This window comes from Rahnella laticis (assembly GCF_015644585.1).
GTDB lineage: Bacteria > Pseudomonadota > Gammaproteobacteria > Enterobacterales > Enterobacteriaceae > Rahnella > Rahnella laticis.
In genome coordinates, this window is the sequence record NZ_JADOBI010000005.1 from 391,026 (window position 1) to 406,709 (window position 15,684).

At 42.4% G+C, this 15,684-nt stretch carries 18 protein-coding genes; 14 read left to right on the forward strand and 4 right to left on the reverse strand.

Annotated elements, in window-relative coordinates:
* Positions 1-298 precede the first annotated feature (298 nt).
* Complete coding sequence (locus IV433_RS13695; RefSeq protein WP_152325668.1) at positions 299-556, forward strand: DUF1883 domain-containing protein; 258 nt, start codon at positions 299-301, stop codon at positions 554-556.
* A 361-nt stretch (positions 557-917) separates the two neighbouring features.
* Positions 918-2,099, forward strand: coding sequence for a M20 aminoacylase family protein (locus tag IV433_RS13700; RefSeq protein WP_195814414.1), 1,182 nt, complete (start codon positions 918-920; stop codon positions 2,097-2,099).
* A gap of 337 nt (positions 2,100-2,436) precedes the next feature.
* On the opposite strand, the gene adhP is transcribed toward IV433_RS13700, so the two are convergent.
* A complete protein-coding gene (adhP, locus tag IV433_RS13705; protein ID WP_195814413.1) occupies positions 2,437-3,450 on the reverse strand; it encodes an alcohol dehydrogenase AdhP in 1,014 nt (337 codons plus the stop codon).
* 264 nt (positions 3,451-3,714) lie between these two features.
* On the opposite strand from adhP, the gene IV433_RS13710 reads away from it, so the two are divergent.
* The 4 genes from IV433_RS13710 to IV433_RS13725 all read left to right on the forward strand — a co-directional run bounded on the left by IV433_RS13710 (position 3,715) and on the right by IV433_RS13725 (position 7,568).
* Positions 3,715-4,323, forward strand: coding sequence for a phosphatase PAP2 family protein (locus IV433_RS13710; protein WP_195814412.1), 609 nt, complete (start codon positions 3,715-3,717; stop codon positions 4,321-4,323).
* 532 nt (positions 4,324-4,855) lie between these two features.
* The gene (locus tag IV433_RS13715; RefSeq protein WP_195814411.1) at positions 4,856-5,782 is read left to right on the forward strand and encodes a ParA family protein; all 927 of its coding nucleotides are present in this window, start codon (positions 4,856-4,858) and stop codon (positions 5,780-5,782) included.
* Positions 5,779-6,180 (forward strand): hypothetical protein, encoded by a 402-nt coding sequence (locus tag IV433_RS13720; protein ID WP_229893370.1) that lies wholly within the window; start codon positions 5,779-5,781, stop codon positions 6,178-6,180. Before IV433_RS13715 ends, IV433_RS13720 begins: the two co-directional genes overlap by 4 nt.
* A 275-nt stretch (positions 6,181-6,455) precedes the next feature.
* Positions 6,456-7,568 carry a hypothetical protein gene (locus tag IV433_RS13725; RefSeq protein ID WP_195814409.1) on the forward strand — a complete coding sequence of 371 codons (1,113 nt, stop codon included), beginning with the start codon at positions 6,456-6,458 and terminating at the stop codon, positions 7,566-7,568.
* 127 nt (positions 7,569-7,695) lie between these two features.
* Here the strand turns inward: IV433_RS13725 and IV433_RS13730 are convergent, their stop codons facing one another.
* Positions 7,696-8,562, reverse strand: a complete 867-nt coding sequence (locus IV433_RS13730) for a helix-turn-helix domain-containing protein (RefSeq protein WP_195814408.1) — start codon at positions 8,560-8,562, stop codon at positions 7,696-7,698.
* Between the two features lie 114 nt (positions 8,563-8,676).
* Here IV433_RS13730 and IV433_RS13735 point away from each other — a divergent pair, with 114 nt between their 5' ends.
* The 8 genes from IV433_RS13735 (at position 8,677) to IV433_RS13770 (ending at position 13,330) form a co-directional block, all read left to right on the forward strand.
* Positions 8,677-9,093 (forward strand): hypothetical protein, encoded by a 417-nt coding sequence (locus IV433_RS13735; RefSeq protein WP_195814407.1) that lies wholly within the window; start codon positions 8,677-8,679, stop codon positions 9,091-9,093.
* Between the two features lie 31 nt (positions 9,094-9,124).
* Positions 9,125-9,631 carry a phage regulatory CII family protein gene (locus IV433_RS13740; RefSeq protein WP_195814406.1) on the forward strand — a complete coding sequence of 169 codons (507 nt, stop codon included), beginning with the start codon at positions 9,125-9,127 and terminating at the stop codon, positions 9,629-9,631.
* A 2-nt stretch (positions 9,632-9,633) separates the two neighbouring features.
* Positions 9,634-9,804, forward strand: a complete 171-nt coding sequence (locus IV433_RS13745; protein WP_195814405.1) for a phage filamentation protein Fil family protein — start codon at positions 9,634-9,636, stop codon at positions 9,802-9,804.
* Positions 9,805-9,811: 7 nt separating this feature from the next.
* Positions 9,812-10,114, forward strand: coding sequence for a hypothetical protein (locus tag IV433_RS13750; protein WP_195814404.1), 303 nt, complete (start codon positions 9,812-9,814; stop codon positions 10,112-10,114).
* Positions 10,115-10,180: 66 nt separating this feature from the next.
* Positions 10,181-10,462, forward strand: coding sequence for a DUF2732 family protein (locus tag IV433_RS13755; RefSeq protein ID WP_229893371.1), 282 nt, complete (start codon positions 10,181-10,183; stop codon positions 10,460-10,462).
* Positions 10,462-10,686 (forward strand): TraR/DksA C4-type zinc finger protein, encoded by a 225-nt coding sequence (locus IV433_RS13760; RefSeq protein ID WP_195814403.1) that lies wholly within the window; start codon positions 10,462-10,464, stop codon positions 10,684-10,686. The genes IV433_RS13755 and IV433_RS13760 overlap by 1 nt, the downstream gene beginning before the upstream one ends.
* Positions 10,687-10,765: 79 nt before the next feature.
* On the forward strand, positions 10,766-13,021 hold the full coding sequence (locus IV433_RS13765) for a replication endonuclease (protein ID WP_195814402.1): 2,256 nt from the start codon (positions 10,766-10,768) through the stop codon (positions 13,019-13,021).
* Positions 13,022-13,162: 141 nt separating this feature from the next.
* Positions 13,163-13,330, forward strand: a complete 168-nt coding sequence (locus tag IV433_RS13770) for a hypothetical protein (protein WP_195814401.1) — start codon at positions 13,163-13,165, stop codon at positions 13,328-13,330.
* A gap of 225 nt (positions 13,331-13,555) precedes the next feature.
* Here the strand turns inward: IV433_RS13770 and IV433_RS13775 are convergent, their stop codons facing one another.
* Positions 13,556-14,434, reverse strand: coding sequence for a DUF4435 domain-containing protein (locus IV433_RS13775; RefSeq protein ID WP_229893372.1), 879 nt, complete (start codon positions 14,432-14,434; stop codon positions 13,556-13,558).
* Positions 14,431-15,678: an AAA family ATPase gene (locus IV433_RS13780; RefSeq protein ID WP_195814673.1), complete on the reverse strand. Its 1,248-nt coding sequence runs from the start codon at positions 15,676-15,678 to the stop codon at positions 14,431-14,433. Before IV433_RS13780 ends, IV433_RS13775 begins: the two co-directional genes overlap by 4 nt.
* Between the last annotated feature and the right edge of the window lie 6 nt (positions 15,679-15,684).

A 15,684-nucleotide genomic window follows, 5' to 3' on the forward strand; every position in this document is an offset into this window, starting at 1 on the left:
TCTTCGGATGTTACCATTCAATTTAATTTCTCACCGGTCATTAACCGCGCAACTACATTCACGCTGCATTGGTAAAAGTATGGTCATTTTCATTTACAGCTGCATGACTGACGAATAATTAATCTTCAGAAGAGTTTTACAAGTTTTGATTAATGTCATTATTCCCCCTGCTTTACTCTGGTTTTATAGGTTAAAGAGCGTTATGTGACCAAAATCACTCCTGGTCTGGGTGACGTAAAACCTGGCAGTGTTCGGTTACAGCGTATTTCAGGTGCTTTATCTTCATTGGGGGAAAGTCATGCCTATCGTTCGAGCCAGATTGAGTCTGTTTGGTGGCGACACTGTCGTCATTCGTTGTTCAGAAAAATGCCACATCCATCTGATGTGTGAAAATGATATTGAGCGAAATGGACGCCACTCAGGTTTCGGCGATATTTTGACGGTTAACGATCAAAATACGGCCTACGTTGGCATCCCTTATAAAGGGATCTGGAATGTGCTTATCGATTCCCAATGCGATTCTCTGGAGCATTCCATTAGCTACATGCCCGCTTAATCCTCTTTATCTCCTCTCCGACATCTTCATTATCTTGAGACGTCATATCAGGCGGATGCACAGCATTTGCCTGATATTTATAAAAATCTGCCTATGCCGGTACAAGCAATACAACGGTATAGACATGCGACCAGAGCGTCCAGAGTCAAAATCATTAATTACGCAGCATCGCGTAAAAACTTTAGCTCGTTACATCAATTACATACCGTGATTGAATTGAACATTCCATAATTTCAAAAACCCGGTTTTCTCACTGATTAATTGATTGCCAGCCGGGTTTTCGCATTGCATTCTGTTCCCTGTAATGACGTGGCACCGGTCCTGAGGCCGGATATCTTCCAGGCAAAAACAGATCCTCATAATGAATAATAAATCATTTTGCACCATCGCTGACGTGGCCGACCTTATTCCGGGGCTGCGTGAAGTGCGCCAACACCTGCATCAGAATCCTGAGCTTTCTAATGAAGAATCCGACACTGCCGCTTTAGTCGCTGAGAAGCTGCAGTCTCTGGGCTTTAAAGTCACGTCCAGCGTCGGTGGTCACGGGGTTATCGGTTCGATGACTCTGGGGACAGGTAAACGCAGTATCGGCATTCGCGCAGATATGGATGCCCTGCCCATCACTGAACTGACAGGTGTCAGTTATGCGAGTCAGTCACCGGGGAAAATGCACGCCTGCGGCCACGATGGCCATACCGCCATGCTGCTGGGAGCCGCCGAGCAACTGGCGCGCAGCAAAAATTTCTCAGGCACAGTGAACCTGATTTTCCAACCCGCTGAAGAAATTGGTTTCAACAGTGGCGCAGAACGTATGCTGGCCGAACAATTGTTCGAGCGTTTTCCCTGTGACGCGGTATACGGCCTGCACAATCACCCCGGTTATCCGGTTGGAAAAATGATGTTCCGCTCAGGCCCGTTCATGGCGGCCTGCGATACGGTAAATATCACGATCCACGGCAAAGGCGGTCATGCTGCGCGCCCCCATATGACCGTTGATCCGATTCTGGTCGCCAGCAGTCTGGTTGTGGCGCTGCAATCCATTATTTCCCGGAACATCGATCCCAATGAAACCGCCGTTGTCACCATCGGCTCATTACATTCAGGGCATGCGGCCAATGTGATCCCGGAAACAGCTTGCCTTGAAATGAGCGTCCGTTCATTTGATTCAGGTGTGCGAAAAATATTGGAAGATCGTATCCGTACGCTGGTATCAAATCATGCCGCAGGCTATGGCGCACGTGCTGAGATTGAATATGTACCGGGATATCCGGTGCTGGTTAATCATGATAAAGAGACGGCGTTCGCACTGGAGGTTGCAAAAGAGCTGGTCGGCGAAGAGAACGTGGTCGAAAATCTGGCCCCTATTTCCGGCAGTGAAGATTTTGCTTATTTCCTTCAACAAAAACCCGGCTGCTTCCTGCGCCTCGGTAACGGTGACAGCGCTGTTCTCCATAACCCTGCCTACAACTTTAATGATGAAAGCCTGAGTTTCGGTGCGGCTTACTGGGCACGTCTCGCCGAGCGTTATTTAGCCGATGAATAACTAGCGGCAAAAACCAAACAAGCACAGGCCAAAGTAAAGTTTGATTTTAACGTTTAATGTAAAGCGGTATCGGCGGGAGTTACATGTTGCAGAGTAAACTTACTCAGGTTTGACATAAATCGACATTAGGTTTGTTACCTTTATTCCCGAGGAAAACATTCCTTCTCCTGTGTCCACTATGAACTGTCCTTCATAGTGTGTAAGACCCTCGCAATACCCCTTTCAGCCCGCCCCGAGCGGGCTTTTTTTTATCTGCAGAATCACTGGCATCATCACGATGATATGCCATGAGTGACGCCGAAATATTTCCAGCGGCGCCACCCACATGATGGGAATTTTATTTATGCGTAAAATCGATCACCATTCTGCCCTTAATTTTGCCTTGTTCCATTTCGCGGAAAATAGCATTGATATCGCCCAATGGACGTTTAGTGACTTTTGGTACGACTTTACCTTCTGCGGCAAACTGGAATGCTTCCGCCAGATCTTCACGCGTACCAACCAGCGACCCTACAACCTGAATACCGTCCAGAACCAGACGCGGAATGTTCAGACTCATGGATTCAGGGGGCAGCCCCACTGCGACGATACGGCCACCGGCACGCATGGCGTCAACGGCAGAGTTAAATGCCGATTTCGCCGTTGCAGTCACAACCGCAGCATGAGCACCACCCACTTTTTCCTGAATGATTTTTGCAGCATCGTCTTTCAGCATATTGATGGTCAGATCTGCGCCCATCTCGGCAGCAAACTCTAATTGCAGATCGTTCACATCGATTGCGATAACTTTTGCATTAAACACATTCTTGGCATACTGCAACGCCAGATTGCCCAGGCCACCTAATCCATAAATGGCAATCCATTTACCCGGCTGGATACCTGAAACTTTCACAGCTTTATACGTTGTTACACCTGCGCAAGTCACACTGCTGGCTGCAGCAGACTCCAGACCGTCCGGCACTTTCACTGCATAATCAGCTGAAACGATACATTCTTCAGCCATACCACCGTCCGCGGTATAACCCGCATTCACAACCTGACGGCAAAGTGTTTCATTGCCGGTGGTACAGTACTCGCAGTGTCCGCAGCCTTTGAAGAACCAGGCGACGCTCGCGCGATCACCCACTTTCAGCGCAGTTACACCCGGACCAATTTTCTTAACGATACCAATGCCTTCATGGCCAAGGATCACGCCAGTCTTGTCACCAAAATCCCCATTTTTTACATGTAAATCCGTATGACAAACACCACAGCACTCCATCTGTAAAAGTGCTTCACCATGCTCCAATGCACGCAGAGTTTTCTCAACGACATTAACAGAATGGTCTTTATTGACAACAGCAGCTTTCATTTTCCTTTCCTCTCATTGTGGCGGAATATCAAAGTTAAAACTGTCACTCTGTAACTGCAATACAAATAATAATTATTTCATGTAATACAATAAATTAGGACTGTATTCCCAGGTTTACAAAGCGTGTAATCCTGCCAAAAAATCGGGTTGTAGTCTGAAAATGGAGTGAGAAAAGCTAATCCCTTTTAGTTAAAAACCCTCTGCTGATACACTTTCCGATTGATTCTTCTGAAGAATTTATTATTTATCGTCGAGGGCTACGTCTTGCTTTGGAATATCCTGACCTATTTTGGTGACAGTATGCTCATTTTACCCACCGGAATAACCCTCGCTTTATTTATGTTATGGAGGGCTGACAGCCCGGCAACAACATTAATATGGCTGATTACTCTGGGTATTTCGGGTCTTGCAGTGAGCATCTCAAAACTACTGTTTCTCGCCTGGGGTATTGGCAGCAGTACATTTAATTTTACAGGCTTCAGCGGACATACCACGATGTCTGCCACTTTATGGCCGGTGATGCTCTGGCTGATAAGCCAACGTTTTCAGCCTGACAGACGCAGGCTGATGATTGCTGTTGGGTATTTCATTGCCATTATGGTAGGTATCAGCCGGCTCGCACTGCATGCTCATTCCGTCAGCGAAGTGCTCTCAGGGTTAATCCTCGGCAGTCTTTGCAGCGGAATCTTTTTATATACACAGCGCAGCCGTGACATGCGCTATTTCACATTCACTCCATTAGTTATTCTTCTTATTCTTCCTCTGTCCCTTATGAGCATTGGCAAGAAAGCACCCACGCAGCAGTTCATCGAACATCTCGCCACGCAAATCACAGGCAAACAACCCTGGACGCGAGCAAAACTGCTTGAATGACTGGCGAAATTTACTGGGAAAAGGCTAAGGCTAAGAGAGCTGAGATGCAGTTATGGAATAAGCAGGAAGAGATGTAACTTACTGATTTAAAAAACAGGCAAAAAAAAGACCGAATACTTATTAATGTTATTTAGATCAATAATTTAAATTCATAATTGGCGATGGAGTGGCGGCGAGCTTTTTAACGCTGATTAGTAAACACTAATCTCAATCATAATTTCAGGGGGTTGCCTTAATCTGCACTCTCAATCACATGCCATTTTCTACCATACAAAGCTGCAGGTGTTGTAACACAGCTGCAATGGTTGGTGGAAATGATTTTGTTTTTTAATCATAGAGAAACTGGTTACTCTGACAGGCGCAAGGTGGTGTATCCGTGGCACTTATTGTAGTTGCATGAAAACAACCACAGATAACTGGCGTGTCGGAGATATAGCTCTCGCTTAAGTTAAAATATCTTGAGTAAATGATAATAAAATGTATTTTAGAACTGCATAGCAAAACGTAACAACTCATAAGGATAATGATTATAATGCAAATTGTTTCTATTATAAACTATAAAGGTGGAGTTGGTAAAACAACTGTTACTTCTAATTTGGCTGCTGAATTAGCATTCAGAGGCAAGAATGTTTTAGTTTTGGATATGGATGCTCAAGCAAGTCTCACGTTTTCTTTCTTAACTCCGGACTACTGGGATGAGCATCTGAAAAATGATAGGACTATTAAGAATTGGTTTGATTGTATAAGTCAAGGTGAACAAACTATGCCGCTTTCAACTCTTCGGATAAGACCCGATGAGGTAAATAGCAGCCTTGGAAGAAAAGGGGGTTGTCTGGATTTGATATCCTCTCACCTTGGACTAATAAATGTTGATCTTGAGCTTGCAACTTTACTTGGGGGTGCAAGCCCAAGTCAGACTCAAAAAAAATATCTTAAAGTCCATGGAAAACTTAGAGAAGAGCTTCAGATTTTAGCTAAAGAAATGAGTTACGACATCGTTCTTATTGATTGCCCTCCTAATTTCAATATAGTCACTAAGAATGCGCTAATTGCTTCGGACAAAATTCTAATACCAGCTAAACCTGATTACCTATCAACACTAGGCATAGACTATTTGAAGAGAAGTGTTGATTCTTTGGTAACTGATTATAATTTTTATGCTGATAAAGATGAAGATTATGGAAGAGTTTCTCCTGAAATACTTGGCGTAGTTTTTACTATGATCCAAATCCATTCAGAACAACCTATTGCTGCACAAAGGCAATATATTGCACAAACTAAACGCCTGCGCGTTCCCGTATTTAATTCTATTTTCAGAGAAAATAAAAGCATTTTTGCTGATGCTCCTAGAGATGGGATTCCAGTTGTATTAAATGTTTATTCAAACTCAACACACTCATCAATTGTTGGGGAGATAGAAGAGTTTGTAGATGAATTCCTTCTGAAGATTGGAGAATGAAAGTGAGTAAAGCTAAAACATTAACTTCACTTTTTCGTGAGCTGCAAGATGCCGTTCTTGAGCTTAGTGATGGAGAATTAGAAAAAGTTATCTCCGGTGAGTTTCAGTTTTCATTAAAGATTGTTAAAAAGAAAAATATTAATAACTCAAAGGCAAGTTTGATTGACAATTTCAGTTATGATAAATTGCTTGATTTACTCAACAAATGTGATTCCAGAGAACAAGGTAATGAGTTATTATCCAGGGAGTTAAACACGAAGTCTGAATATGAGAAGTTCGCTCGTCACGTTGAAGTTGCTGTGATGAAAAGCGATAAAGTCGATAAAATAAGAGATAATATTATTGAGTCAACTGTCGGAGCAAAACTTCGCTCTGATGCTATTCAGAATAAAAATTAAATAAATGCCGCCCCAAAAGGCGGCCATTTTTACCCTCCTGAGGAAGTCATATTATTTACTTTCACTTGATGCTACATCACTATGTTTTTATGTTCGACCTATCCTTTAGTTGAGATGACTTTCGTCACAGTATAGTGAGTTAACCCATAAAGATTACAGCCTTTCATACAACCTCGTAAAAACCAATCAATAAAAATGTGAATTTTATTGAAAAAAAAAGAAATTACAAAATTAGAATTTACCGCACAATAAAAACACAAGGACAATGAATTAATATGTTAGAAAAAATAAAAGTGTTTTTTTCAAGGAGCGAACCTTCAAATCTGCACAGCGCAATTTCCGAGAAAATAACAAAGGAAATAGACCCTGAGCCTTTACTCTCCTCCCAAGCTAAAGTAAATACCCAGCATAATGTTATTCATCAAAACGAGAGCTTTTTAATATATTTAACTTCCACTAATGATTTAGGATGGAAGTTAAATAACATACCGGATAAAACTCTACTTGCATTGAGGGAATTCATTTTTATTAATGGTCTAATTGGATTGCACATGAATAGATTAAATAAAAAAAGCGCCTCTATTTTTTTAGCTAATAGATTATATTATTGCCTTACCACAAAAGAACAATATGATGCAGTGCTGATATTTAAGGAAGTCAAGGACTATGTCAACAGTTTCGTAGGTTCCATCAAGAAAAGAGTAATAGAGACCCCTCGATTCTCTGTATATTTAAGCCGTAATAATAATATTGATTGGTGGTATTACCAAGACATACCTGAGTACATGGTCGATGCATTAGAAGAATTTGAGGTGTTGAAAGAATTATCAACAACTACCTTGCCGCAATCCTATAAATATATTGTCATGAATAAGCTAGCTTCCGCCTTAGCAAACGCATTCAACAAAGATACAAATGAAAAAGCAAAAGATTGCTTTAGAGATGTTAGAAAATTTTTGATATCTAAGTCAGAGTCATTCTTGAAATTAAAGCTTTTCTTAATTAGCATATCATTCTCTCTTCTTTCACTAATCACTGTCATCTTTTTATGCATCTATTTGCCTAGCGCTAAAATATATGCGATGGGGATAGGGGCCGGAGTTATCGGAGCAATGGTTTCCAGCCTTCAAAGAAATAGCTTTATTTCACTTGATAGTTACGCTGGTGAATATAGCTTATACTGCGAGAGCTTTTCAAGGATAATTATAGGAGCAGTTTTTGGATGTTTCTTAGTGTTTGGAATTAAATCTGAAATATTTTTAGCTCCTTTCAAATCTAATTTGCACGCGATCATATGCTTTTGCTTTATTTCTGGATTCGTTGAAAGATTCGTTCCTGAGCTTATTAATAGTGTAGTGAAAAAAAATGAACAAGGTAGTCAATCATGATAACAACAAACTAGCTATCAAAAACATCTCTATAAATAGAGTGATTAATTGAACGTTTATTATGTAAACGTTCCAACTAGATGCATCCCTGTTTCGCCCTCATTAAAAAAATCATTATAGGATTGGCCTATAAGGCATTTTTCAAAATAAGAACTACCAATCCTTTTACTATCACTTCATTTGTTAAACATTCAAACTCTCCATCACTTCCTACAATTCTAAGTTTATTACCAGGACGTTTAGATACTGCGTAAACATCCAAAGCACCATCGATATCTAACAGCCATGACCCATTTGATAGTTGGTTAACACCCATCTCAATCACCCATGCTGATTTTCCACTACGTACGTAGTTGAGGCTGTTGAAATTGGCCCCCTGAGGAACAAATGACTCATCGATATAGCAAAAACCGTCATCATCAAGTTTGCCAGCAAGAAGTATTTTTTTTGGGATTGATGGTGTTCCTGAGATTGCTGATTCTTCCTGAGACTCGGTATTCATCTCACCAGTAGCGAGCCATTCCAGTGAGGCGCCAGTATCTAATGCGCAGGTAATCACTACATCGCCAGGAAAATATTCCCTACGAAACCATGTACTAATCGTTCCTGTAGAAATCTCTAAATATTCACCTAATTCTTTCTGAGTCGTAAAACCGTAAGCATCCATAATTCGCTTAAGAACTGCCTTTCCACCCGTAGATAACATTTTTTTTAATAATGATTTTCCACGATCAGTTCTCAAACCTCTTGAAACATAAGTTTTTTTAAAATTTGCATTTGCAAACACACCATTAACTAACCAGCTGAGATCTGCACCGGTATCTAATGCGCATTTAATGATGGCGTTTCCTGGAACGCTACCTCTCTGCATCCAGGCGCTCACATTTCCCGCAGGTATCTCAAGGCACACAGCTAGTTCTTTCTGTGTTGTCACTCCATAAGAGGAAGACAAACGTTCAAGTACTTCAGATGCGTTAGGTTTAGATTCAGACATTGCTCACCTTAAAAACACAAAAGCATTTTACAAATCTACGTTTGTATTCTAAAGTGTCAACACACCACATGTTACACAGTAGAACTCAAACTGCTTAAAAGGAGATTTTGCTTTATGTCTGATCAGAATGCAATTCAAGTGCCTGTTGATAAGACAGTCGTTTCTAAGGAACTGTTAAACTCAGTAGTTTCGCAGCTCCTTCCAGCATTAGAGTCAGCCCTGTCTGCAACTATCGTGAACTCAATAAGTTTGCAACTGACCACCCTCGCTAACTCCCCAACAATTTCTAAGAAAGATTTTGCTGCAATCAACGGCATCAGCTCCGCAGTGCTAGAAAAGTGGATCGCCAACGGCGTAGTCCTGCTTGCACCAACTCCTACAACTACGATCACGCAACAACGTAAAAATCGCAAAACAGGTCAAATGCAAACTTTTGTGATGGAACGTCATGGCAATGCGCTGATCAACCTCGAAGCTTGGCGTCAGAAGAATCGTCAGCAAGCCATCAAGTGCCGATACATAAAGCCTTGAGTCAGAATATTCAAACAAGTAGGGACTAACAATGTTTGATTATCGTGTTTCCAAACACTATCACTTTGACGATGCATGCAAGGCTTTTGTGAATCGTCATAATCTCACCGAACTTGCAGCTCAGATGGGCACTAAGCCACAAATCCTGCGCAATAAATTTAATCCGGCACAACCTCACAAACTCACTTGCGAGGAACTTTTGTTGATAACCGATCTCACCGAAGACGCTGCATTGCTCGACGGTATGCTGGCACAAATTAACTGCTTGCCCTCTGTACCCGTCAATGAAATCGCAACATCTAATCTTTCGACTTACGCGCTACAAGCAACCGCTGCCGTAGGTTCAATCGCTGCAGATGCGGTAAAGGGCGGAACAGTCAGCTCACAAAGAAAAATGTCACTTCTGGCAGGCGTGAACGCCGGTATCCGACATTTATCGCTGATCGGTCTGGTTGTACAAGGCCGAGTACATGCATCACCGGCTCTGGCGTCTGCAGTGGGCGCTATCGCGAACGTGACGACTAACGGACTGCTGTAATCATGCCTATTTCAATCGCACCTCTTCTGAAGCAACAGAGTCCATCCCGTCATTTTGGTCATGGCTGGCTGGAAATGCCTGATGGAAATATATGGAACCCAGTAATCAAAAAGCGTCCCATTTGCCAGGCTCAGAAGAAAAGAAACTCTGTCTTAAAACGTATATTTAGTTGAGGTGATTATGTTTTTAGTTAATGAAGAACATATTCAAATTGGCAAGAAACATCTGTCAAAAATTAAACAGATGCTGGAACACAAAAAGAATGTAGCGCAGGAGACATTTGATACTCAGCCACTGCATATGCGCAAAACAATCTGCTTTCATGCTGGTTTAAAACAGCGACATGTTGACATGAAGTATGCAGAGTTAACGCCAACAGAAAGGCATCAAGTGGTTGCAGCATTGAATTCTTTACTGGGATTAACTGAATCACTGCCTAAATTTATCAGCGAAGACGACTGCAAAATAAATATTAAACACTAACCCACAACAAAATTAATAGGCGTCTACTCGCCGGGCATTCTTTTGCCTAAAAAACAGGAAAACACTATGAACAACATCATCAATAAATCTCGTCACGGCTTTGCTGGTTTACCGGTTACCGGTTTCGATATGGCGTCAGCAGCTGAAGGTGATTACACCCCTAAACTCACACTGATGCTGGACTCCGCGCGTAACGAAGAGCGCGCCAATCGTGCTGCAGTATTTGCTTCCCGTCTTGAGGCTATTGCCAGTTTCATCACAAAAAAGGAAATGACCGGCATCGAAGCCGCTGAAGCTTTGCGTGATGAAGCTACGCGCATTCAAAATGAAGCCGGAGATTTTCACTGATGGTCGATGTAATCGACGCAGCTCAAGAACGTGCTGACCTGATTCTCGCGTCTCAAATTCAAGCTGCCCGCGCATCTGTTGCAGGCGTTTCAGCGATGTTCTGCATTGAGTGTGATCGTCCCATTCCCGAAGAGCGTCGCGCAACTCTGCCAGGCGTTGAGCTTTGCGTGTACTGCAAAGAAATTGCTGAGATGACAGCCAAACATTATCGAGGGGACAAATGATAATTCTCTCGATAGCGTTGTTCATTCTGGCCGGCATTAATGCTGGCTATCTGATCACTGATATCAAAGATGGTCTGTAATGCTGACCAGCCGTTTTAATCCTCACACTGGAACGCCCGACGTATGGGCGTTCCCCTGGAATAAACCCCTCACCCCGATCGTGCCTCAAGAAAGACCGAGACCGTTTACCCGTGATGAATACCATCAGGGGCAAGCCGTTTTAATCAGAGTAAAAAGTCTCTCGAAGGATCTGCGTGAAATCTTCACTGGCCGTTACGCACACCTGCTTAATACCCAGGGGATTATCGCTGCCTACAAATACCTGATTTACACTCTGGGGCGCAGCATCCTGCCGCGTGTTGATGCAGTTAATTCAGCTCACACAATGAATGCTGATGCCTCCATGAGATTCATGTCAGAGGCAGATACCTATCACGGGCTGCCGAGCATGACTGATAAGCCACTGCGCAGGTTTGCTCAGGACATCGCGCGACAACTCAGAGACATCTATGAAGAACGTTGCGAACAGTTGCTAACTCAATACCACGGTGATAACGCGATTCTTTTTGATCGTGATACGCAGTGTGAACTTTATGGCGAAATCGCGGGTATGGCTCAGGCCTTCAATGTCAGGCCGATGCACTGGACAAGGTACCTCAAGGACAAGCTTGATACTGTCTCCGCCATAGCTGGCCTGTCTCGCTTGGTTAATCCTGAATGGTGGCTAAGTCAGCTCAAAGGTCAGCGAACCCGCTGGCGTGAATCTTTGCTGATCGCAATAGGCAAGGTAAACCGCGACGCCTCTCCCTATGCCAGTAAGCAGGCGATACGTGAAGTGCGTGCACGCCGCCTGTCGAATCTCGACTACCTGAAAAGCTGCGACCTTGAAAACGTCGAAACCGGCGAGCGCATTAGTCTAATCGATAAGGTAATGGCGAGCATCTCCAATCCTGAGATCCGCCGTATGGAACTGATGAGCACCATAGCCGGTACCGAAAAATATGCTGCGGCAAATGGCGATGTCGGCATGTTTTTGACGATCACTACCCCGTCCAAATATCACCCGACGCGCATTGTTGGCAAAGACGATAAAAAGCGCGTTCAGCGCAATCATGCGTGGGCCAAAGAAGCCTATACACCGAAAGATGCGCAGCGATACCTTTGCGGGATCTGGAGCAAAATGCGCACCGCTTTCAAAGATAGCGGTCTGTCCGTTTACGGGATGCGCGTTGTCGAACCTCACCACGACGCGACGCCGCACTGGCACATGATGCTATTCACCAAACCCGCCATGCGTCAGCCGGTGATCGATATCATGCGCAAATATGCCATGAAAGAAGACGGCGACGAACGCGGTGCAGCAAAGAACCGTTTTGACTGTAAGCACCTGAACCGTGGCGGCGCTGCTGGCTACATCGCTAAATATATTGCGAAGAATATCGATGGCTACGCACTGGAAGGCGAGCGTGATCACGAAACCGGCGAGTTGCTGACAGACTCCGCTGCCGCTGTTACTGCCTGGGCTTCTACCTGGCGTATCCCGCAGTTTCACCCTATCGGTCTGCCAACGATGGGTTCATATCGCGAGTGTCGCCGTATCCGTTCCATCAGCCTGACCGAAACCTTCGACGAAGAAGTCGAAGCCGTACGCGCAGCTGCTGATGCCGGTGATTTTATGGCGTACATGGAGGCTCAAGGCGGCGCGAATGTTCCGCGTGAAGATCAGACCGTTCGTGTAGCTCGTCGGGTTGCTGCTGAACTGAACGCCTACGACGAAGAAGTGAAAAAGGTTGTCGGCATTTTTGCCTCGCACCTGGGCAACTCTCGTGTTTATGAAACCCGCACAACCCAATGGCGCATCGTTTCTTCCGCCGTTGACCTTGAGGTTTTGACCTCAAAAAGCGCCCACGGCGCGCCTCGGAGTCCTGTCAATAACTGTGGGTTAGGTGGAAAGAAAAAGGCTACAAATTGGCGTGATAGCCAGGCTGGGAACGCGCCTACAGCGTCTAATTCTCTCAGCCTGCGAGTTATTGACTGGACAGACACAGCCGCCGTGAGGGCGATTGTGGCGCGTATAAGGGAGGAAACACCGAGAGTCAGCAAGGCGCAGCGAAGTTTTGACCCAACAAAGGGGCGCGATGTTGCCCCATCAGCAAGATTGACCGCTGAAGAACGGGCGCGATTGCCTCGGATTGAACAGGAATTGCTTAAAAAAGATATCAAAGCACAAAGATGGGAGCTGGAAGCATTAACCCGGGGAGCCAAAATCAGTTTTGGTGACGTTGTGATCCATCATCCTCCTCTTATGGACTGGCAGGAATTTTATGAAGACTAAGACTGGCGAAACATTCATCGAAGCTATTGGTTAAACAATAACATTCAGTTTTTATTGGAATTTGTTAAGAAATGGTAATATTATACTGTATAAATAACCAGTGCACTGAAGTGAGTAATGGACCCCTCTCATGAGCTTAAGATGGCTTTGATAAAAATCCGGCTTATGGCTGACATCGCACAGTCAGCCCAGTGCAGAAATGACGAGTACGCACTGGTGATGGAAATGATCTCTGACATGGCCGATAGCGTTTTGGATGAAGCTGACACGCCGTCAGTGCCGTTCTCTGTTTACGACGATGAAGAATAGCCAGGAACGCGGGAGATCTCACTTTGTCAGCTCTGCATGCAGTGAGTGCATGATTTTGCATTGAGATCGCCCTGCTCTTATGTCCCCGCGACACCAGTGCTGGCGTGGATCAAAGTGGATCACGCAACTGCATTAAAAGCGACCTATAAAGCGGGCAGGCGTGGCGGGGATAGCATTGCGCGCATCTTGTCAAAACAGGATGCGTGGCAAGTGCTAAATCAGAATCTAAGCATGAAAAACTAAAGCTTGTTCGATACAATTATAGAGCCCTGTTGTCCTAAATATATCTCTGTGATAGCCAATTCTCATATGTGTTTCGACTCTTTCTTTATTCATATTTCTATCAGTTGACAACTCCCCTTGAAATACCATTGAAAGAATATACATAAAATCGTGACCATTACAGACATTTAAATAATTTGCGTTTTGCAAAGTTACATTTTGATTTAAGAGTGCTTGATACTCATTTTTTATTCTTTCAAAATCATATCCATCGGCTAACCTACCACTTCGGCTAATAACATGTTGTATATATCCATCCAAATTAAACTCAACCAATTCATTATTCACAGTTACAAAATCTGCGTATCGCATAGATTTGAATCTTAAGAGTAGGTGGTTATTATAGTTTAACCACTTCAAAATACCGATTGAATAACAAACTTCAAGGATGGATTTTTTAATCCTATCTTTAAACTCTGACCTATTTAAGGAAATGATATAGCTATGCTTAGTGAACATATCAATAAATCTGTCAACGACGCCGCCGGCAATTAACATCATTTCCAGATCATGAAAATCCGTTAAATATATATTCTCATATTGGATGCCAGATAAATTATCAAAATCTGCGTCACATATGCCATAACATTTTTCGTTCCCTTCATTTCTGATCTCATTTACTGCCTTAATAACTTCAAGCTTCCCACAACATGGGGAATCAAAATGTATTCTTTCATCATATGCATTTGTATTAAAGAATGAAATATCTGTTTCGCCTTCTAATACTAAGAGAATTTTATTGGCATATAACGCACTTTTGAAAAGCAAAATCATCGAATCAGCCCAATCCGTCAACGTAACGGCTTCCCTTAACGAACTCATTTCAAATTACCTTTTGTAGCTTCAAACAAATCGTACGTTAATTCCCATTTATTATCAATGATTTGTGGTGAGTGGGTGGCAATAATATATTTAGATGATTTGTTTATTTTTTGAATTTTCTTTAATGAATTAAGGAATTCCTTTTGCCATGCAACATGTAATGAAATTTCAGGCTCATCAATTAATATAACATTTTTATCTTTACTATTGAATATTAAATCAAATAATATTACGACTTGATTCTGCTCTCCAGATGAAAGCATATTTCGATCAATTACATCTCCTATATCACTTACAAAAATAAAACCTTCCTGCCTATCAAATTTAACTTTTTTAAATGAAAGTATTTTTTCCTTCAGTAAGGTGGAGAAGAGATCAATCCTACTAAATAATGATTCAAATGGAGCGAGTTTCTCAAGCCCGTCATCTATATATAATTTTAGTACATTAAGGTATTCATTATTTTTAATTACATGAGTTGTATTTGAAGGAAGCAGGTCGATCTCAGAATCAATGAGCCCATAACCCATGTATAACTTTCTCTTATCCTGTATGCCAATTAGTCGATCGCTTATATTACCATACGCGGCTAATTGAGAATCCGCTATCATATCAAAGAGTCTTGAGGGAAATGTTGTATCAAGCCGTTGACTTATTTTTGCTGACTCACTAGTAGCCAGTTCCATTAACTGTATTAGTTTTAAAGCATAATCATCAATAACTGTATTTTTGCTCTCTTTGGTTTCAAGTCGCTGTGCTTTTATAAAAGTGACCCCTTCGCTTGAAAAAAATTTATCCAAAACATTGGAAGTATATTTTGATTTTGAATCAGTGTGTTCATCTTTAACTACACTACCATCTTTAGCCCAAAATTTTATGTAAAAGTTTTGTTTTAATAAGTCTTCGTTATTGCAATCTAGCTTTTCAGGAGCGTCTTTGTAATAAATTTTCTCCTCATACCTAGAAGAACCTTCAGTAACAATTAAAGTGATTGATTTTTTTTTGGTCTTTATTGTTTTGGAAATTTCAATTTCAGCAACATCTGTACTTAAAATAATATTTTCGAACTTCAATTTCTCGAAAATAGTTAAATCATTTATTAATATATCCTTTATTATCCTTAATAAAATTGTTTTACCATAGCCATTTGGACCCGTGAGAATAGTAAACTCATGATTATCCAAAGGAATGTTATAATCCAACATTCCAAACAATCCGTTGACCTTTAGTCTAATTAAATTCATCAAAAC

Excerpts from the sequence above, each read along its gene's own strand:
- IV433_RS13755 (WP_229893371.1), top strand. The coding sequence starts at position 10,181 with ATGAACAACATCATCAATAAATCTCGTCACGGCTTTGCTGGTTTACCG.
- IV433_RS13760 (WP_195814403.1), top strand. The coding sequence starts at position 10,462 with ATGGTCGATGTAATCGACGCAGCTCAAGAACGTGCTGACCTGATTCTC.
- IV433_RS13740 (WP_195814406.1), top strand. The coding sequence starts at position 9,125 with ATGTTTGATTATCGTGTTTCCAAACACTATCACTTTGACGATGCATGC.
- IV433_RS13725 (WP_195814409.1), top strand. The coding sequence starts at position 6,456 with ATGTTAGAAAAAATAAAAGTGTTTTTTTCAAGGAGCGAACCTTCAAAT.
- IV433_RS13700 (WP_195814414.1), top strand. The coding sequence starts at position 918 with ATGAATAATAAATCATTTTGCACCATCGCTGACGTGGCCGACCTTATT.
- IV433_RS13695 (WP_152325668.1), top strand. The coding sequence starts at position 299 with ATGCCTATCGTTCGAGCCAGATTGAGTCTGTTTGGTGGCGACACTGTC.
- IV433_RS13775 (WP_229893372.1), bottom strand. The coding sequence starts at position 14,434 with ATGAGTTCGTTAAGGGAAGCCGTTACGTTGACGGATTGGGCTGATTCG.
- IV433_RS13780 (WP_195814673.1), bottom strand. The coding sequence starts at position 15,678 with ATGAATTTAATTAGACTAAAGGTCAACGGATTGTTTGGAATGTTGGAT.
- IV433_RS13765 (WP_195814402.1), top strand. The coding sequence starts at position 10,766 with ATGCTGACCAGCCGTTTTAATCCTCACACTGGAACGCCCGACGTATGG.
- IV433_RS13735 (WP_195814407.1), top strand. The coding sequence starts at position 8,677 with ATGTCTGATCAGAATGCAATTCAAGTGCCTGTTGATAAGACAGTCGTT.
- IV433_RS13745 (WP_195814405.1), top strand. The coding sequence starts at position 9,634 with ATGCCTATTTCAATCGCACCTCTTCTGAAGCAACAGAGTCCATCCCGT.
- IV433_RS13750 (WP_195814404.1), top strand. The coding sequence starts at position 9,812 with ATGTTTTTAGTTAATGAAGAACATATTCAAATTGGCAAGAAACATCTG.
- IV433_RS13730 (WP_195814408.1), bottom strand. The coding sequence starts at position 8,562 with ATGTCTGAATCTAAACCTAACGCATCTGAAGTACTTGAACGTTTGTCT.
- IV433_RS13720 (WP_229893370.1), top strand. The coding sequence starts at position 5,779 with ATGAAAGTGAGTAAAGCTAAAACATTAACTTCACTTTTTCGTGAGCTG.
- IV433_RS13770 (WP_195814401.1), top strand. The coding sequence starts at position 13,163 with ATGGCTTTGATAAAAATCCGGCTTATGGCTGACATCGCACAGTCAGCC.
- adhP (WP_195814413.1), bottom strand. The coding sequence starts at position 3,450 with ATGAAAGCTGCTGTTGTCAATAAAGACCATTCTGTTAATGTCGTTGAG.
- IV433_RS13715 (WP_195814411.1), top strand. The coding sequence starts at position 4,856 with ATGCAAATTGTTTCTATTATAAACTATAAAGGTGGAGTTGGTAAAACA.